17 protein-coding genes and 2 tRNA genes are annotated in these 18,748 nt (G+C 52.2%); 5 read left to right on the top strand and 14 right to left on the bottom strand.

Translation table 11 applies throughout. The annotated features are described in order from the left end of the window. Nucleotides 1–5: 5 nt before the first annotated feature. From nusA to OGV80_RS16140, 3 genes are all read right to left on the bottom strand, one after another. Nucleotides 6–1,493 (bottom strand): transcription termination factor NusA, encoded by a 1,488-nt coding sequence (gene nusA / locus OGV80_RS16150; RefSeq protein ID WP_043017784.1) that lies wholly within the window; start codon nt 1,491–1,493, stop codon nt 6–8. 28 nt (nt 1,494–1,521) lie between these two features. Further along, the gene (gene rimP, locus OGV80_RS16145; RefSeq protein WP_003024996.1) at nt 1,522–1,974 is read right to left on the bottom strand and encodes a ribosome maturation factor RimP; all 453 of its coding nucleotides are present in this window, start codon (nt 1,972–1,974) and stop codon (nt 1,522–1,524) included. Nucleotides 1,975–2,181: 207 nt separating this feature from the next. Continuing rightward, nucleotides 2,182–2,258: transfer RNA gene (locus OGV80_RS16140), tRNA-Met, on the bottom strand. Between the two features lie 334 nt (nt 2,259–2,592). Here OGV80_RS16140 and argG point away from each other — a divergent pair. After that, nucleotides 2,593–3,936 carry an argininosuccinate synthase gene (gene argG, locus OGV80_RS16135; protein WP_286515298.1) on the top strand — a complete coding sequence of 448 codons (1,344 nt, stop codon included), beginning with the start codon at nt 2,593–2,595 and terminating at the stop codon, nt 3,934–3,936. A gap of 197 nt (nt 3,937–4,133) precedes the next feature. On the opposite strand, the gene OGV80_RS16130 is transcribed toward argG, so the two are convergent. The 3 genes from OGV80_RS16130 to OGV80_RS16120 form a co-directional block, all read right to left on the bottom strand. Beyond that, a tRNA-Leu gene (locus tag OGV80_RS16130) sits at nt 4,134–4,220 on the bottom strand. 9 nt (nt 4,221–4,229) lie between these two features. Continuing rightward, on the bottom strand, nt 4,230–4,562 hold the full coding sequence (gene secG / locus OGV80_RS16125) for a preprotein translocase subunit SecG (RefSeq protein ID WP_003025000.1): 333 nt from the start codon (nt 4,560–4,562) through the stop codon (nt 4,230–4,232). Nucleotides 4,563–4,729: 167 nt separating this feature from the next. Further along, nucleotides 4,730–5,623 (bottom strand): LysR family transcriptional regulator, encoded by an 894-nt coding sequence (locus OGV80_RS16120; protein ID WP_043017786.1) that lies wholly within the window; start codon nt 5,621–5,623, stop codon nt 4,730–4,732. A 148-nt stretch (nt 5,624–5,771) separates the two neighbouring features. On the opposite strand from OGV80_RS16120, the gene iadA reads away from it, so the two are divergent. Next, a complete protein-coding gene (gene iadA, locus OGV80_RS16115; RefSeq protein ID WP_087052961.1) occupies nt 5,772–6,905 on the top strand; it encodes a beta-aspartyl-peptidase in 1,134 nt (377 codons plus the stop codon). Nucleotides 6,906–6,915: 10 nt separating this feature from the next. Continuing rightward, nucleotides 6,916–8,382 (top strand): C4-dicarboxylate transporter DcuC, encoded by a 1,467-nt coding sequence (gene dcuC, locus OGV80_RS16110; RefSeq protein ID WP_043017788.1) that lies wholly within the window; start codon nt 6,916–6,918, stop codon nt 8,380–8,382. 45 nt (nt 8,383–8,427) lie between these two features. Here dcuC and glmM read toward each other — a convergent pair whose 3' ends face one another. The 4 genes from glmM to rlmE all read right to left on the bottom strand — a co-directional run bounded on the left by glmM (nt 8,428) and on the right by rlmE (nt 13,368). Continuing rightward, nucleotides 8,428–9,765, bottom strand: coding sequence for a phosphoglucosamine mutase (gene glmM / locus OGV80_RS16105; protein WP_043017789.1), 1,338 nt, complete (start codon nt 9,763–9,765; stop codon nt 8,428–8,430). Further along, nucleotides 9,758–10,606 carry a dihydropteroate synthase gene (gene folP / locus OGV80_RS16100; protein WP_087052962.1) on the bottom strand — a complete coding sequence of 283 codons (849 nt, stop codon included), beginning with the start codon at nt 10,604–10,606 and terminating at the stop codon, nt 9,758–9,760. The genes glmM and folP overlap by 8 nt, the downstream gene beginning before the upstream one ends. A gap of 98 nt (nt 10,607–10,704) precedes the next feature. Next, complete coding sequence (ftsH, locus tag OGV80_RS16095; RefSeq protein ID WP_043017790.1) at nt 10,705–12,639, bottom strand: ATP-dependent zinc metalloprotease FtsH; 1,935 nt, start codon at nt 12,637–12,639, stop codon at nt 10,705–10,707. 99 nt (nt 12,640–12,738) lie between these two features. Next, nucleotides 12,739–13,368 (bottom strand): 23S rRNA (uridine(2552)-2'-O)-methyltransferase RlmE, encoded by a 630-nt coding sequence (gene rlmE, locus OGV80_RS16090; protein WP_003025015.1) that lies wholly within the window; start codon nt 13,366–13,368, stop codon nt 12,739–12,741. 125 nt (nt 13,369–13,493) lie between these two features. Between rlmE and yhbY the strand changes: the two genes are divergently transcribed. Then, the gene (gene yhbY, locus OGV80_RS16085; protein ID WP_003025016.1) at nt 13,494–13,787 is read left to right on the top strand and encodes a ribosome assembly RNA-binding protein YhbY; all 294 of its coding nucleotides are present in this window, start codon (nt 13,494–13,496) and stop codon (nt 13,785–13,787) included. A 153-nt stretch (nt 13,788–13,940) separates the two neighbouring features. Here the strand turns inward: yhbY and greA are convergent, their stop codons facing one another. Next, complete coding sequence (greA, locus tag OGV80_RS16080; RefSeq protein ID WP_016154674.1) at nt 13,941–14,417, bottom strand: transcription elongation factor GreA; 477 nt, start codon at nt 14,415–14,417, stop codon at nt 13,941–13,943. Between the two features lie 248 nt (nt 14,418–14,665). Between greA and dacB the strand changes: the two genes are divergently transcribed. Further along, nucleotides 14,666–16,099, top strand: a complete 1,434-nt coding sequence (gene dacB, locus OGV80_RS16075) for a serine-type D-Ala-D-Ala carboxypeptidase (protein ID WP_047408339.1) — start codon at nt 14,666–14,668, stop codon at nt 16,097–16,099. A gap of 105 nt (nt 16,100–16,204) precedes the next feature. Here dacB and cgtA read toward each other — a convergent pair whose 3' ends face one another. From cgtA to rpmA, 3 genes are all read right to left on the bottom strand, one after another. Continuing rightward, nucleotides 16,205–17,377 carry an Obg family GTPase CgtA gene (gene cgtA / locus OGV80_RS16070; RefSeq protein WP_043017792.1) on the bottom strand — a complete coding sequence of 391 codons (1,173 nt, stop codon included), beginning with the start codon at nt 17,375–17,377 and terminating at the stop codon, nt 16,205–16,207. A gap of 15 nt (nt 17,378–17,392) precedes the next feature. Then, a complete protein-coding gene (locus OGV80_RS16065; protein ID WP_043017793.1) occupies nt 17,393–18,358 on the bottom strand; it encodes a DMT family transporter in 966 nt (321 codons plus the stop codon). 127 nt (nt 18,359–18,485) lie between these two features. Further along, the gene (rpmA, locus tag OGV80_RS16060) at nt 18,486–18,743 is read right to left on the bottom strand and encodes a 50S ribosomal protein L27 (RefSeq protein ID WP_003025030.1); all 258 of its coding nucleotides are present in this window, start codon (nt 18,741–18,743) and stop codon (nt 18,486–18,488) included. Nucleotides 18,744–18,748 lie beyond the last annotated feature (5 nt).

Raw genomic sequence — 18,748 nt, 5'->3', positions numbered from 1 at the left:
GTTTATTACGCTTCGTCGCCGAACCAGCAAATATTACGGGCAGCCATAATCAGCTCACCGGCTTTTTCGTCGGTCAACCCTTCGATATCAGCCAGATCATCAATGCCCTGTTCAGCGAGATCTTCCAGCGTACAAACACCACGGGCAGCCAGTTTGAAGGCCATCTCACGATCCAATCCTTCCAGATTCAGCAGATCGTCAGCCGGTTTGTTATCACCGAGGCTTTCTTCCTGGGCCAGTGCCAGAGTGGTCAGTGCGTTTTTAGCACGCTCGCGCAGCGCTTCAACGGTCTGTTCATCCAGGCCGTCAATTTCCAGCAGCTCTTTCATTGGCACGTAGGCCAGTTCTTCCAGCGTCGCAAAACCTTCTTCAACCAGAACTGTCGCGAAATCTTCATCGATATCGAGATATTTGGTGAAGGTATCAATGGCTGCATGTGCTTCAGCCTGATGCTTCGCCTGCAGGTCATCAACGGTCATTACGTTGAGTTCCCAACCGCTCAGTTGTGAAGCCAGACGGACGTTCTGACCATTACGTCCAATCGCCTGAGCCAGGTTACCGGCTTCAACCGCGATATCCATGGTGTGTTTGTCTTCATCCACCACGATAGAAGCGACGTCTGCTGGCGCCATTGCGTTAATCACGAACTGCGCCGGGTTATCATCCCACAGGACGATATCGATACGCTCGCCGCCCAGTTCGGTAGAAACCGCCTGAACGCGCGCACCGCGCATACCCACACACGCGCCGACCGGATCAATACGCTTGTCGTTGGTCTTAACGGCGATTTTCGCACGCGATCCCGGATCGCGAGCAGCCGCTTTAATTTCGATCACTTCTTCGCCAATTTCCGGCACTTCGATGCGGAACAGCTCAACCAGCATTTCCGGTTTGGAACGGGTTACGAACAGCTGCGCACCGCGCGCTTCCGGGCGAACAGAATACAGAACGCCACGAATACGGTCGCCTGGACGGAAGTTTTCACGCGGCAGCATGTCTTCACGCAGGATCACGGCTTCAGCATTGCTGCCCAGATCCAGAGAGATATTGTCGCGGTTTACTTTCTTCACCACACCGGTGACGATTTCACCTTCGTGTTCGCGGAACTGATCAACAACCATTGCGCGTTCAGCTTCACGTACTTTCTGTACGATAACCTGCTTCGCGGTCTGGGTGGTGATACGGTCGAAGGTGACAGATTCAATCTGATCTTCAACATATTCGCCCACGTTCAGGCTTTCGTCTTCGAAGCGTGCCGCTTCCAGGGTAATTTCTTTGGTCGGCTGAGTAACTTCTTCTACGATTACCCAACGACGGAAGGTATCGAAATCACCGCTTTTACGATCGATTTCTACGCGAACGTCGATCTCTTGCTCATATTTTTTCTTTGTTGCTGTAGCCAGCGCACTTTCCAGCGCTTCAAAAATTTTCTCGCGTGGCAGCGCTTTTTCGTTGGATACGGCTTCAACAACAGCCAAAATTTCTTTGTTCATCGCGGGCTTTTCACCTCAATCCAGACTGTTAAAAGTGGGGAACCAGGTTCGCCTTCTGGATATTACTCAGCGCGAACACTTCATCTTTGCCTTCGACTGTGACCGTGATCATCTCACCGTCCACCGCTTTGATAACGCCCTGCCATTTACGACGGTTTTGTACCGCCATACGAAGAACCAGCGTGACTTCTTCACCCAGGAAACGCACGTAGTGTTCAGCTGTGAACAGAGGACGGTCGAGACCCGGAGAGGAAACTTCCAGGTTATAGGCAACGGTGATTGGGTCTTCGACATCCATCACGGCGCTTACCTGATGGCTCACATCAGCACAATCATCAACATTGATGCCATCTTCACTATCAATATAGATGCGCAGTGTGGATGTGCGACCACGAATAAATTCGATGCCGACCAATTCGTAGCCCAGGGCTTCAACTGGCGCTGTAATCATCTCTGTTAATTTTTGCTCTAATGTGGACAAGCCCACCCCCAAGACATAAAAAAAGGGCCTAAAGCCCAGTTATTCTGTAGTCAGATAACAAAAAACCCCGATAAATCGGGGCTTTAGATAACTGAACCCTATAACCGCACCTGCGGTTCGGAGAACCTTCCGAAAGAATTTTTTTCAAATCCAGCTACGAAGGCCTAAGTCTTCACAGTATATTTGAAAAAGAACTCTAAGGGAAAGTGGTTGCGGGGGCCGGATTTGAACCGACGACCTTCGGGTTATGAGCCCGACGAGCTACCAGGCTGCTCCACCCCGCGCCTGAAACGTGGCAAATTTTACTCGTTTTGGGTAAAAAATGCAAATACTGCTGGGATTTGGTACCGAGGACGGGACGTAAAATCTGCGCACAGTATATTGATTCACTATGCGTTATGTCAACCTTGTTACGACTATGCAAATCAATGAATGCTGACCAGCGCTTGTTCAGCAAGATAAATGTGCCACCCACGCCGTTATTTAACGAAATTATCACTAAACTCTTCCTGTCATCCAGAAAAGATGATTAAATGAAAACTCATTTATTTTGCATAAAAATGCAATTAGCATAATAAGCCGACCTCTTCACCAGTCTATCAAGCAGGGTTTTATTTTATGACGACGATTCTCAAGCATCTCCCGGTAGGTCAACGTATTGGTATCGCTTTTTCCGGCGGCCTGGACACCAGTGCAGCACTGCTGTGGATGCGACAAAAAGGGGCTGTCCCATATGCATATACTGCGAATTTGGGCCAGCCGGATGAGGATGACTATGACGCCATTCCTCGCCGTGCAATGGAATATGGTGCTGAGGATGCTCGCCTGGTAGATTGCCGTAAGCAGCTGGTTGCCGAAGGGATCGCTGCCATTCAGTGCGGTGCATTCCACAATACCACCGGCGGGCTAACCTATTTCAATACCACCCCGTTGGGCCGTGCAGTCACCGGCACCATGCTGGTTGCCGCCATGAAAGAAGATGGCGTGAACATCTGGGGTGACGGTAGCACCTACAAAGGTAACGATATTGAACGTTTTTATCGTTACGGTCTGCTGACCAACGCCGAATTGCAGATTTACAAACCATGGCTGGATACCGATTTTATCGATGAACTCGGCGGTCGCCATGAGATGTCCGAATTTATGATTGCCTGTGGTTTCGACTACAAAATGTCCGTTGAGAAAGCGTACTCCACAGACTCCAATATGCTCGGCGCGACCCACGAAGCTAAAGACCTCGAGTTCCTGAACTCCAGCGTCAAAATCGTCAACCCGATTATGGGCGTGAAATTCTGGGATGAGAGCGTGAAGATCCCGGCAGAAGAAGTTACCGTGCGTTTTGAGCAGGGTCATCCGGTTGCGCTGAACGGTAAAACCTTCAGCGACGACGTTGAGATGATGCTGGAAGCCAACCGTATCGGCGGCCGTCACGGTTTGGGTATGAGCGATCAGATTGAAAACCGTATCATTGAAGCGAAGAGCCGTGGCATCTACGAAGCCCCGGGGATGGCATTGCTGCATATCGCCTATGAGCGTCTGCTGACCGGTATTCATAACGAAGACACCATCGAGCAGTATCACGCGCACGGTCGCCAGCTGGGTCGTCTGCTGTATCAGGGCCGTTGGTTCGACTCTCAGGCACTGATGCTGCGTGACGGTTTGCAGCGCTGGGTTGCCAGCCAGATCACCGGTGAAGTGACGCTGGAACTGCGTCGCGGTAATGACTACTCAATCCTCAACACCGTGTCTGACAATCTGACTTATAAACCAGAACGTCTGACGATGGAAAAAGGCGATTCCGTATTCTCACCTGACGACCGTATCGGTCAGTTGACCATGCGTAATCTGGACATTACCGATACCCGCGAGAAGTTATTCGGCTATGCGCAGTCTGGCCTGCTGACCGCCTCTTCCACAACCGGCCTGCCGCAGGTTGAGAATCTGGAAAATAAGTCGAAGTAAAGATTCGCCATCTTAAGGCCGCGAAAGCGGCCTTTTTTATGCGCGGAATATAAGGTGTCTGTAGGCCTGATAAGCGTAGTGCCATCAGGCGTTGTAATAATGTCGGATGGCGGCGCTAACGCCTTATCCGACCTACAGGATAGCCACAAATTACAGACGAAAAAAAAGACGCTTTTCAGCGTCTTTTTTTTGGAATTTGGTACCGAGGATGGGACTCGAACCCACAAGCCCGTTAGGGCACTACCACCTCAAGGTAGCGTGTCTACCAATTCCACCACCTCGGTACAGAATACTTAGCGTGGGATATCGCTGGTCGGCTGAGCCGGAGCAGCTGGCTGAGTTTGCTCGGTTTTTGCCGGTGCGCTCAGATTTTCCCACTCACTTCCTTTATTGGTCTTGTTGCTGTTCATGTTACCCAGCACCAGACTGATGATGAAGAACAAGGTTCCCAATACAGCTGTCATACGGGTCATGAAGTTACCAGAACCACTTGAACCAAACAGAGTACCAGAAGCGCCTGCGCCAAAAGAGGCTCCCATATCAGCGCCTTTGCCTTGCTGCAGCATGATCAAGCCTACCAGGCCAATTGCCACAATAAGGAAAACTACTAAAAGAGCTTCGTGCATAATCAACCTGTTCCTTGCGGAGTTGCCGCGTACAATGCTTCGACCATTAAAGCGGGAATATTTACTGTTTCCCACTGAAGCGGGTGTGAATACTAACCAAAGCGAATAACCTTCGCAAGGGCAATTTGTTAGCATTGTATCAACTGCGGAAAAAATCGCCATATCAATCAAAAACGCAGCAACTTCTCCCAGCATCTCTGCATAACGGCGCGTTGATCTTCAAGATTCGCCCATACCACAACGGGGATTTCACAAATCAGGTCTGTGTTTTCTGGCCAGCAATGAATAATTTGCTGGTTCACCAGCTCTTCCGCCACCATCGATTCGGGTAACCACGCCATTCCCATATGGCGCAGCACCATTTCTCGTATCGTTTCGCTTAAACCACTCTCAAACACTTTTTTCAGACGCGGGCGGACGCGTTGTTCTGCCGTCTCAATAATGCGTCTGACAAAGGTGTAGTCGCTGTAGCATAGCCACGGAATCGGCGCATGCGGATCGGTAAGCGCATCAGCCAGTTGGGCAGAAATAACCGGTATAAATCGCTCATACCGCCATAGTGAACGTTTCAACCCTCCGGCTATCTCCAACCCCGGCTGCGCAGAGGGTAAATCGTAGGTCACCAGTAGATCGATTTGCCGGTCTATCAGGGCGTTAAAGTGGTTGTCTATCCCCTGAATACTGGCATTTACCGTAAAATTTAGCTGCGGTTCACTTTGTCGCAGATAGCTGATCATATCCGGCAGGATATTCACCGACAGCGTATGCAGGCTGACCATCACCAGCGTGTTATCCGTTGCTGGCGTCATCGCCGATAATTCGTGGCGCGCCTCTGTTAACGTACTGAGGACGTGTCGGGCATAGGGTTCAAAGCGTTCACCATAGCGCGTCAGCGTAACGGGAGTCGTGGTCCTGTCAAACAACGGCACCCCCAGCACCTCTTCCAGCGCCTTTATACGCCGACTGAGTGCTGGTTGAGTAATATGCCGCTGCGCCGCCGCCAGGGAGTAGTTTCCATGCTGGCTCAATGCCAGAAAGTCCTCCAGCCACTTACAATCCACGTTGAATTCTCCACCATGCCATAACCGCATCCTCCAATAACAAATCGGTAATAGTCATAATTATAGTAATGGCTTTATGGTGACCATCATAACAACAATATTCCGTTTCACCTGCCGACTCTCACCCTCGACGTTTGACAGGACCGATATGTTTACTTTATTGACCAATGCCCGTGTTTTTTCTCCTGAGGATTTAGGCCTCTGCTCCCTGCTCATTCATGCCGACCGAATTGTGGCGGTAGAAAAAGATATTTCTCTGTTTGATGGCGTCGACGAGGTTATCGATTGTCGTGGCAAATGGGTTATCCCAGGCATCATCGATCAGCATGTGCATCTTACCGGTGGCGGTGGCGAAGCCGGGTTTGCCAGCCGAACGCCAGCCGTCAAGCTGCGCGATCTGATTCAGGCAGGCATTACTACAGTTGTCGGCGTATTAGGCACCGATGCCATCTCTCGTTCGCCCAAAGATCTCTACGCCAAAATGCAGTCTCTCAATCTTGAGGGATTGCGCGCGTTTATGCATACGGGAGCCTACGCCGTTCCCAGCCCAACCATTACGCGATCCATCCGCGATGATATGGCCTTCATTCCGGCGATCCTTGGCGTAAAAATAGCCCTCGCCGATCACCGTGGTTCTTACCCCTCTTTCCAGGAATTGCTGCGAATAGTCAGCGATATCCGCGTGTCTTCCCTGCTGGCAGGGAAAAAAGGGTTGCTGCATGTCCACCTGGGGAATCTACCGGAAGGGATGTCGCCGCTTTTTGAGCTGTGTGATGCAGGCATTCCGATCCACCACATTTCACCGACCCACGTTGCGAGAACAGAGTCCTTGTTCGAACAGGCAATTGCTTTCGCTCATCGTGGGGGCCATATCGACGTTACGTCCGGTGGTAGTCGCTTTATGCCTCAGGAACAGGCGATCCTCCACGCCCTGGAAGCCCAGGTGCCGGCCGATCGCATCACGATAAGCTCTGATGGTAATGGCAGCGTTCCGCGCTTTAACGCTCAGGGGATTGTGGAAGGCCTAAGCGCGGCACCGGTCGCAGGTAACCTTAATCTGCTTCCTCGCCTGATTGATGTTGGTATTCCGGTGCCACAGGCAATTGCGATGTTGACGGCAAACGTGGCGCGCTCGTTGGGTATTTCCGGCGGCGTGCTCTGCGCCGGGGAACGTGCCGATATCTGTGTACTCAATGATGACCTCTCGCTGTCCCATCTGTTTGCTGCGGGTAAGCCGTTGCTGCGAGATGGCGAATGCCTGGTTACCGGCAACTTCGAGTAAGGGGGCCAAAATGTCATTATTACTGGCGCTACTCGCCATCATTTTTGCCGGACGTCTGATCCTCAAAAAATATCACCCCCAATCGGTACTGTTATTGACCGGGATTGTGCTGTTGCTTATCGCACATTTTAGCGGGATGACCTCACTCAGTGGCCTGGTGAAAAAGAGCACCGGATTTGGCCCTTTTGACGTCTTTGAGTTTATTCGCGATACCCTGAGCGTGCGTCTCGGCGGCCTCGGACTGCAAATTATGCTGATTGGTGGTTTCGCCACGTATATGTCGGCCATTGGCGCAAGCCAGGTGCTGGTTCGGGTGACGTCTCGCCCTTTGCAACGCCTGAACTCACCGTATCTACTGCTGGGGCTGGCGCTGTTGCTGGGGCAATTCCTGTCGCTGTTTATCAGCAGCGCCACCGGGTTAGGTCTGCTGTTGATGGCGACGCTGTACCCGCTGCTAACCCGCCTTGGCTGTAGCCGTGCCGCCGTTGCCGCCGTTATCGCCAGCACCTGTGCGGTTGAATTCGGCCCGGGTTCTGGTAACTCGGTTCTCGCCGCTAAAACCGCAGGTATCGAGGTGGTGAACTATTTCGTGCAGGATCAATTGCCGATCGTCGTGCCCGTCATTCTGTTCATCGCCCTGCTGCATATTGTTGTGCAACGCTTTTTCGACCGTCGGGAAAGTGGTGACAATGTGGCTCAGCAGATGCAGACATTAACGTCTACCGATGAAGCCGACGCACCTATCGCCTGGCTGTTTTTACCCATGCTGCCGCTGGTGTTGATGCTGGTGTGCAGTGATTTAGTATTCAGTTCACTCAAGATTACGCTGGATACCGCCGTACTGATAAGCCTTGCCATTACCCTTGTATGTGAATACTGCCGTCATCGTAAGGCGCGCGAGGTGATGGCTGGCGTACAAAAAGTCTTCGACAGCATGGGTAGCGTTTTTGCCACCGTCGTGACGTTGATTATCGCCGGTGAAGTCTTTTCAGCCGGACTGAAAGCCATTGGCGCCGTTGACGCGCTGCTGTCGCTTTCCGGTGAATTTGGCCTCAGCGCCGCCTCGATTATCTTGCTGATGACGCTTATCACCTTTGCAATTTCAGCGCTAATGGGCTCCGGGAACGCGGCCTTTTTCTCCTTCGCCCCAATGGTGCCGGACATCAGTCGTCATATCGGAAGCGATATCGCAGTCATGATGCTGCCTATCCAGATCTCGGCGGGTATTGGTCGTACGTTATCGCCCATTGCCGGCGTCATCATTGCTATCGCGGGAATTGCAGGCGTCTCGCCTGTGGATATTGTTAAGCGTACCGCGATTCCGATGCTGGGCGGTTGGTTACTGATGATTGCGCTGACCTTTGCCCGGTCTGGGCATCTGCTGGCGGTTCTGCCGTGGCTGGCAGTCCTTGTACTACTGATGGTCGGCGGTTACGTCTGGCAGCGCCGACGTAAACAGCCGCTTGCCGTACAGTAAAAAAAAGCCGGAGTCTCAGACTCCGGCTTTCACTGTCTGAGGTGATTACACCGCTTTCACAGCATCGGCAATACGGTGAGCGAATTCAGTCACCTGCGCTTCATCTTCACCTTCAACCATCACGCGAATTAACGGTTCGGTACCAGACTTACGCAGCAGAACGCGTCCACGGTTACCCAGCGCCGCTTCAACCTCAGCCATCACCGCTTTCACGTTTTCATGTTCCAGCGGATCGCCGCTACCTGCGGTATAACGTACGTTAACCAACAGCTGTGGGAACATTTTCATGCCGCTGCACAGGTCGTGCAAACTCATATGATTGCGCACCATCGCCGCCAGTACCTGCAGACCTGCCACGATGCCGTCACCGGTGGTGGTTTTGTCCAGCAGGATCACATGGCCTGAGTTTTCAGCACCGATACGCCAGCCTTTTTCCTGCATTTTTTCCAGTACGTAGCGGTCGCCGACTTTCGCACGGGCAAACGGAATACCCAGCTGTTTCAACGCCAGTTCGAGGCCCATGTTGCTCATCAACGTGCCTACCGCGCCACCGCGCAGCTGCCCCTGACGCAGGGCTTCACGGGCGATGATGTACATGATCTGATCGCCATCGACCTTATTGCCTTCGTGGTCAACCATAATGACGCGATCGCCGTCGCCGTCCAGCGCAATACCCAGATCGGCTTTTTCTGCGATTACGCGGGCCTGCAGGGCACGGACGTCTGTGGCGCCGACTTCTTCATTGATGTTCACGCCGTTTGGCTCACAGCCAATGGCAATCACGTTTGCGCCCAGCTCACGCAGTACATTTGGCGCAATGTGGTAGGTCGCGCCGTTAGCACAATCCACTACGATTTTAAGCTCGCTCAGGCTTAACTCATTCGGGAAAGTGCCTTTGCAAAACTCGATATAGCGACCGGCAGCATCAACGATACGGGTAGCCTTACCCAGTTCCGCCGAGTCCACGCAGGTAATCGCTTTTTCCATTTCGGCTTCGATAGCTTCTTCAACCGCATCCGGCAGTTTGGTCCCGTCGATGGAGAAGAATTTAATCCCATTGTCATAGTACGGGTTGTGCGAGGCGGAGATAACAATCCCAGCTTCAGCGCGGAAGGCGCGCGTCAGATACGCAACGGCGGGTGTTGGCATTGGGCCCGTAAAAGAAGCCGACAGTCCGGCGGCAGCCAGACCCGCTTCCAGCGCGGACTCCAGCATATAGCCGGAAATACGCGTATCTTTACCAATAATAATTTTACGTGAACCATGACGTGCCAGCACTTTACCTGCCGCCCAACCCAGCTTGAGCACAAAATCAGGGGTAATTGGGGCGTCGCCTACGCGACCACGGATCCCATCGGTGCCAAAATATTTACGATTACTCATAGCGTTTATTTTCCTTTGCAGACAATGTGGCTTCCACCACACGCATCGCTTCTACGGTTTCTTTGACGTCATGGACACGAACGATCTGCGCCCCCTGCATTGCGGCAATGACCGCACACGCAAGGCTACCGCTCAGGCGTTCGGATGGCCCCACATTCAGCAACTGACCAACCATTGATTTTCGTGACATCCCAACCAACAGTGGCAGATTAAAATGATGAAACTCAGCCAGGCGTGCCAGTAATGTATAGTTGTGAGTGAGATTTTTACCGAATCCGAATCCGGGGTCGAGCAACAATTTATCTTTTGTGATTCCTGCCCGCTCGCAGCGTGCTATTTGCTCAACAAAGTAACGATTTACCTCAGCGAACACATCCTCGTACTTTGGCGCTTCCTGCATGGTTTTCGGCTGCCCCTGCATATGCATCAGACAAACCGGCAATCCAGTTTCTGCTGCAGCCTCCAGCGCCCCAGGCTCCGAGAGTGAGCGAATGTCATTAATGATATGTGCGCCGGCTCTCGCGCATTCGCGAATCACTTCTGGTTTTGAGGTATCGACCGAAATCCACACTTCAAAGCGCTGAGCAATCGCCTCCACCACCGGCATCACTCGCTGCAACTCTTCTTCCACGCTCACATCGGCCGCGCCTGGGCGCGTGGATTCACCACCCACATCAATGATAGTCGCCCCGGCGTTAATCATCAGGTTTGCGTGTTTTACCGCCTCAACCAGAGAGTTGTGCGCCCCGCCATCGGAAAAAGAGTCTGGCGTGACGTTCAAAATCCCCATGACGTGTGGATGGCTGAGATCCAGTGAAGAACCCTGAGCAAAGAGTTTCATAGTTTTATCCCTGGTAAAATCTTGAATATGCAGATAAGAAAAACCCCGGAGCAAGCCCCAGGGTTTTCAATTAGAACACGGTCATCATCAACGATAACTTATTTGTCGCCCAGTTGCTCTGACATGGTGCCAGAGTCCGGCGCACGCGGTTCATCAACCGGACGCGGCGCGCTCGGCTTGCCGGTGCTGCCAGAGTTGTTGTTAGAAGAACCCGGTTCTTCCCAACCCGCTGGTGGACGCACGTCGCGGCGAGCCATCAGATCGTCAATCTGCGGCGCATCGATGGTCTCATATTTCATGAGCGCATCTTTCATCGAGTGCAGAATGTCCATGTTTTCGTTCAGCAGACGACGTGCACGGTCATAGTTACGCTCAATCAGCAGTTTAACTTCCTGATCAATAATGCGAGCCGTTTCGTCGGACATATGTTTAGCTTTCGCCACAGAACGTCCCAGGAACACTTCGCCTTCTTCTTCAGCGTACAGCAACGGACCGAGTTTCTCGGAGAAGCCCCACTGAGTAACCATGTTGCGCGCCAGGTTAGTCGCGACTTTAATGTCATTCGACGCACCGGTAGAAACATGTTCAACACCGTAGATGATCTCTTCAGCCAGACGACCGCCGTACAGCGTGGAGATCTGACTTTCCAGTTTCTGACGGCTGGCGCTGATTGCGTCGCCTTCAGGCAGGAAGAAGGTCACACCCAGCGCACGACCGCGTGGGATAATCGTCACTTTATGCACCGGATCGTGTTCCGGCACCAGGCGACCGATAATCGCATGGCCTGCTTCGTGGTACGCGGTAGATTCTTTCTGCGCTTCCGTCATCACCATGGAGCGACGTTCCGCACCCATCATGATTTTGTCTTTCGCCTTCTCGAACTCAACCATCGATACCACGCGCTTGTTGCCGCGAGCAGCAAACAGCGCCGCTTCGTTCACCAGGTTCGCGAGATCCGCACCGGAGAAGCCAGGCGTACCACGTGCAATGATTGCCGCATCGATATCCGGAGACAGCGGTACGCGACGCATATGCACTTTCAGGATCTGTTCACGACCGCGAACGTCCGGCAGGCCAACCACAACCTGGCGGTCGAAACGACCTGGACGCAACAGCGCAGGGTCAAGAACGTCCGGACGGTTAGTTGCTGCGATAACGATAATACCTTCGTTACCTTCAAAGCCGTCCATCTCAACCAGCATCTGGTTCAGCGTTTGCTCACGTTCATCGTGACCACCACCCAGACCAGCGCCACGCTGGCGGCCTACGGCGTCGATTTCATCGATGAAGATGATGCACGGTGCCGCTTTCTTGGCTTGTTCGAACATGTCACGCACACGAGATGCACCAACACCTACGAACATTTCCACGAAATCAGAACCGGAAATTGTGAAGAAAGGAACCTTCGCTTCACCTGCAATAGCTTTCGCCAGCAGGGTTTTACCCGTACCCGGAGGACCGACCATCAGGACGCCTTTCGGGATTTTACCGCCCAGCTTCTGGAAACGGCTCGGTTCGCGCAGATACTCAACCAGTTCAGCAACTTCTTCTTTTGCTTCGTCGCAACCGGCGACGTCAGCAAAAGTGGTTTTGATCTGATCTTCCGTCAGCATGCGCGCTTTGCTCTTACCGAACGACATGGCACCTTTGCCACCACCGCCCTGCATTTGACGCATGAAGAAGATCCAGACACCAATCAGCAGCAGCATTGGGAACCAGGAAATGAAGATAGAAGCCAGCAGGCTCGGCTCTTCAGGCGGCTCGCCAACAACCTTGACGTTTTTGGTCAGCAGGTTATCAAGCAGCTTCGGATCGTTAACCGGAATGTAGGTCGTGTAACGGTTACTATCTTTCTTGGTAACGTTAATCTCACGTCCGTTGATCTTCGCTTCACGAACCTGGTCCTGATTGACCTCTTGCAGGAAGGTAGAGTAATCAACCTTACGGCCATTAGACTCGCTGGGCCCAAAGCTCTGGAATACTGACATCAGCACAACGGCAATGACCAGCCAGAGAATTAGGTTTTTCGCCATGTCACTCAAGGGATTAACCTCATATTACAACTGTGTTAAAAACAGCGTCAGGATACTCTATATCCAGTTTCTTTCAAACTTTCGTTTGAAATCTACCGGTTATGGTTTACGCCCGGTCGCTACAATATACACTTCACGCGAACGGGCGCGAGAAGAGTCCGGCTTACGAACTTTGACCTTCGTAAACAGGGAGCGAATCTCTCTTAGATACTCATCGAAGCCTTCGCCCTGGAACACCTTCACTACAAAACTACCACCTGGCGCTAATACATCACGAGCCATTCCAAGCGCCAGCTCTACCAGATACATGGCCCGGGGAATATCCACCGCCGGTGTTCCACACATATTTGGCGCCATATCAGACATGACAACTTGTACTTTACTGTCACCTACGCGCTCAAGTAACGCTTTCAGGACTAATTCATCACGAAAGTCGCCCTGAAGGAAGTCCACACCAACGATTGGATCCATAGGTAAAAGATCGCAAGCGATAATGCGGCCAGTGTTGCCGATCTGCGTAACCGCATATTGCGACCAACCACCGGGTGCAGCACCGAGATCAACAATCGTCATCCCCGGTTTAAAAATTTTGTCACTTTGCTGTATTTCATCAAGTTTAAACCAGGCACGGGAACGCAACCCCTTTTTCTGCGCCTGTTGAACATATTTATCGCTAAAGTGTTCCTGAAGCCAGCGACTCGAGCTGGCAGAACGCTTTTTACCTGTCATTTCACATTCCCAAAGGGCAGTTCATCGTAACCAATGGTGTAAATTTCTACACAGCTATTTGGTGATATATGGGAGATGGCGGTAGAATGACCCGTTTTCAATCCCAACGTAAGCAAAAATATACGATGAATCTGAGTACTAAACAAAAACAGCACCTGAAAGGTCTGGCACATCCGCTCAAGCCTGTAGTTATGCTTGGCAATAATGGTTTGACCGAAGGGGTACTGGCCGAGATTGAACAAGCGTTAGAGCACCATGAACTTATCAAGGTGAAAATCGCCTCGGAAGATCGCGATACTAAAACCTTGATCGTGGAAGCTATCGTACGCGAAACCGGCGCCTGTAATGTACAGGTCATCGGCAAAACGCTGGTACTGTATCGCCCGACTAAAGAACGTAAAATCTCGCTGCCGCGCTAAGAATATCCCAAAGTTGCACACGAAGTTTGTGTAAAACGCGGGATTTTCCGCTAGCAGGAGAGCAAAATGCCACGCTCTCTTCGTTGATAAAAGGCCGCTATGCGGCCTTTTTCCTTTCTTTACAATGTATCAACATCTTAACCAAGATGCGAATTACAGGTATTCTACCTTCGTTACTTCATATTCCACTTCGCCGCCCGGCGTTTTAATAACCACCACATCATCCTGCTCTTTACCGATCAGGCCACGAGCGATAGGCGAATTCACCGAAATCAGGTTCTGTTTAAAATCGGCTTCATCATCACCGACAATACGCCAGGTCTGCTCTTCGTCGTTATCGAGATTCAGCACGGTCACCGTCGCGCCGAAAACTACACGACCATTGTTTGGCATTTTAGTGACGTCGATAACCTGTGCGTTGGACAGTTTAGCTTCAATATCTTTAATGCGTCCTTCGCAGAAACCCTGCTGTTCGCGCGCCGCGTGGTACTCCGCATTTTCTTTCAGGTCACCATGCTCGCGCGCATCTGCGATAGCGGCAATAATTTCAGGACGGCGCACAGATTTCAGAAAATCCAGCTCTTCGCGCAGTTTTTCAGCACCACGTAAGGTCATCGGGATAGCTTGCATTTGTTATACCTCTTGAACATTCCTGTAGGGGGTGGTTGCTCTCACCCCGGCTGCTAAGCCCACTCTGGCATACGCCATGCCAGAGTCAGAAGCAAAAAAATACCGACCCGGGGCTCAGGGTCCCAGGTCAGCTACAATTCTCTATTTGATGATCATTTTACCCTGGAGTTCCCTATGGGTCATCGTTTACTTTTTGGGGCGTTGCGCCGTAGTATGACGGCCTGTTTCCAGGTTGTTAGCGCGAGATTATGCGATTTTCCAGATTTACCATCGGATTGACTGCCAGTATAGCGTTCAGCGTTCAGGCTGCGAACGTCGACGAGTATATCAATCAGCTCCCTGCCGGGGCCAACCTCGCCCTTATGGTACAGAAGGTTGGCGCACCTGCACCCGCTATTGATTTTCATAGCCAGCAGATGGCGCTGCCGGCCAGTACCCAGAAAGTGATCACCGCGCTGGCGGCATTGATTCAGCTCGGGCCTGACTTTCGTTTTACCACCACGCTTGAGACTAAAGGCAACGTGGAAGGCGGAGTATTGAAAGGTGACTTAGTGGCGCGATTTGGTGCCGATCCGACGCTAAAACGCCAGGATATTCGCAATATGGTGGCGACCCTGAAAAAATCAGGCGTGACACAAATTGCCGGAAATGTTCTGATCGACACCTCTATTTTTGCCAGTCATGATAAAGCGCCAGGTTGGCCCTGGAACGACATGACGCAGTGTTTTAGCGCACCGCCCGCAGCGGCCATTGTCGATCGTAACTGTTTCTCAGTGTCACTTTACAGCGCGCAAAAACCCAACGATCTCGCTTTTATCCGCGTGGCCTCTTACTACCCGGTCACCATGTTCAGCCAGGTGCGTACTCTCGCGCGTGGCTCTGCCGAAGCGCAATATTGTGAACTGGATGTGGTTCCCGGCGATCTCAACCGCTATACGCTGACCGGATGCCTGCCCCAACGTGCCGATCCCCTGCCGCTGGCGTTCGCCATTCAGGATGGCGCCAGCTATGCCGGAGCGATTATTAAAGATGAGCTAAAACAAGCAGGTATAACTTACAGCGGTACTCTGCTGCGCCAGACGCTGGTGAACGAGCCGGGAACCATAGTCGCCAGTAAGCAGTCGGCACCGCTGCATGATCTGCTTAAGATTATGCTGAAAAAATCGGACAATATGATTGCCGATACCGTTTTCCGTATGATTGGCCATGCGCGATTTAACGTGCCAGGCACATGGCGAGCAGGTTCTGATGCTGTGCGCCAGATTTTGCGTCAGCAGGCAGGCGTTGATATCGGCAACACCATTATTGCCGACGGTTCTGGTCTCTCCCGCCATAACCTGATTGCCCCGGCGACCATGATGCAGGTGCTGCAATACATCGCTCAGCACGATAACGAGCTGAACTTTATCACTATGCTGCCGCTGGCGGGCCACGACGGCTCCCTGCAATACCGTGCGGGTCTGCATCAGGCTGGTGTGGATGGCAAAGTATCGGCGAAGACAGGCTCGCTGCAGGGGGTCTATAACCTTGCTGGCTTCATCACCACGGCAAGCGGCCAACGCATGGCATTTGTGCAGTATTTGTCTGGTTATGCGGTAGAGCCGGCTGACCAGCGTAATCGCCGTATTCCTCTGGTACGCTTCGAGAGCCGGTTGTACAAGGATATTTATCAGAACAATTAGATGGGGTGTTTGATTGCCGGATGGCGGCACTAACGTGCTTTATCCGGCCTACAGAGAGACCTGGAAACAACAACCCCGGCAACATGGCCGGGGTTTTTAATGCGATTAACGCTTGTAGATGAACTCAACGCCTTCGTCGTCTTCTTCATCCCAATCGTCATCCCAGTCATCTTCCGCTTCGTCTTCGACTTCAGCGAGCTGCTGGCGGTGATAATCATCCCACATAAACTCAACTTTCTCTGGCTGCTTCGCTTCTTCAGCCTGAACAATCGGGTTCTCGATGATAAAGGTCATCACATCCCAGCAGAGATCTTTCACGCCCAACTGGCTGGCGGCGGAAATCAGGTAATATTTACCTTCCCAACCCAACGCTTCGGCGATCGCTTTCGCTTTCTCTTCCGCTTCAGCCTTGTCCAGCAAATCAATTTTGTTGAACACTAACCAGCGCGGTTTAGATGCCAGATCCTGACTGTATTTTTCCAGTTCGCCAATAATGATACGGGCGTTTTCTACCGGATCGGAACCGTCAATCGGATCGATATCAATGAGGTGCAGCAGCACGCGGCAACGTTCCAGGTGTTTCAGGAAGCGGATACCCAGGCCTGCGCCTTCAGCTGCGCCTTCAATCAGTCCCGGAATGTCGGCAACAACGAAGCTCTTTTCGTTGTCCATACGCACCACACCCAGGCTCGGTACCAGAGTGGTAAACGGATAATCAGCGACTTTCGGCTTCGCCGCGGACACTGCACGAATAAAGGTCGATTTACCGGCGTTTGGCATGCCCAGCATACCCACGTCCGCCAGCAGCATCAGCTCCAGCATCAGATCGCGCTTATCGCCCGGCGTACCCATCGTTTTCTGACGCGGAGTACGGTTGACCGAGGATTTGAAACGGGTGTTACCCAGACCGTGCCAGCCGCCTTTAGCGACCATCAGACGCTGACCGTGCTTGGTCATGTCGCCCATGGTTTCGCCCGTGCCCTGATCGATAACACGCGTACCGACAGGCACTTTAATCGTGACGTCTTTACCACGCTTGCCGGTGCAATCACGGCTTGCGCCATTCTGACCACGTTCCGCACGGAATGATTTTTCAAAACGGTAATCGATCAGCGTGTTCAGGTTTTCGTCGGCTTCCAGCCAAACGTCACCACCATCACCACCGTCACCACCGTCCGGACCGCCTTTTGGGATGTACTTTTCGCGGCGGAAGCTGACGCAACCATTACCGCCATCACCTGCAACGACCAGAATCGATGCTTCATCAACAAACTTCATTTTACTCTCCGTAAATCATTCGCCTGAGCGGGGTTGCGAAACCACCGTTTCATGCTTACGTAAACCGCCCCAAATTCGATGACCAATGGCGGAATACATCGCGCCCGCAACCACGATAAACGCACCGAGATAACCTAATAGGTTTAGCATCGGTCTGGCGAAGAAATCGGGCCAGGCCAGTGATAATAAATCTGAAAATAACAACGTAAACAGCGGTGTGAGCGTGATAATGGCGCTCACCTGCGCCGCCTGCCAACGCGCCATCGCTTCCGCGAGAGCGCCATATCCTACCAGCGTATTCAGGCCGCAGAATACCAGGCATGCCAACTGCCAGTCGCTGAGCTGCGTGATGACACCGGGTTTTGCCAGCGGCAACAACGCAATCGTACATAAAGTGTACAGTAAAAACAGGATCTGCGGTGATGCCAGTCGGCGCAATAACACCTTTTGCGCGACCCCATAGCTCACCCAGACCATCGCCGCACCAACACCAAAGATAACGCCCCAGGTGTAATCGGTGAGTCGGGTAAAAATTTCGATCAGACTGGTATTAAAAAACAGAACCAGACCGCTCAGAAGCATAACGGCGCCAATAACCTGCGTGCCGCGCATCTTTTCTTTCAGGATAAAGACGCTGGCTACCATCATACCAACCGGTGACAGCTGACCGATAACCTGCGAAGCCGTTGGGCTCAAGTATTGCAAGGATGAACTAAACAGAATGAAGTTACCGAACAGCCCACCGGTAGCGATAGCCAACAGTATCAACCAACGCGCTTTGCGAAAAATACGCAACGGAGGGAGCTTTTTTTTAACCGCAAGAATAGCGCCAAGGCCAATACTTGCCATTAAAAAACGGTAGAACACCACGGTAGGAGGCTCCATCACCTCCAGCACTTGCTTCATTGCTATTGGCAAAGCGCCCCAACATACTGCCGTTGTGAGTGCTAACAGAATACCAATGCCTGCCTGCTGCTTCATGCCGTATTCCCTGCAAGGGCTCGTTTCCGGGTTGTCACGGCGCGACGAGCGTATTTACCGGCCGTCGAATGTAAAAAGCCCCGCAACGTGTTGCGGGGCTTTTATCCGTTACCGGGACGCGAAAAACTTATTCAGCAACGATGCTGATGAACTTACGGTTTTTCGGGCCTTTCACTTCAAATTTCACTTTACCGTCTGCTTTAGCAAACAGAGTGTGGTCTTTGCCGCAACCAACGTTGGAGCCAGCGTGGAATTTAGTACCACGTTGACGAACGATGATGCTACCAGCCAGAACTGTTTCACCGCCGAAGCGTTTTACGCCCAGACGTTTAGCTTCTGAATCGCGACCGTTACGAGTCGAGCCGCCAGCCTTTTTATGTGCCATTTAAT

Source organism: Citrobacter sp. Ce119 (genome assembly GCF_030334525.1).
Lineage (GTDB): Bacteria > Pseudomonadota > Gammaproteobacteria > Enterobacterales > Enterobacteriaceae > Citrobacter > Citrobacter europaeus.
The sequence above is the reverse complement of the archived record's forward strand: the minus strand, read 5'-3'. Positions and strand labels throughout refer to the sequence as shown.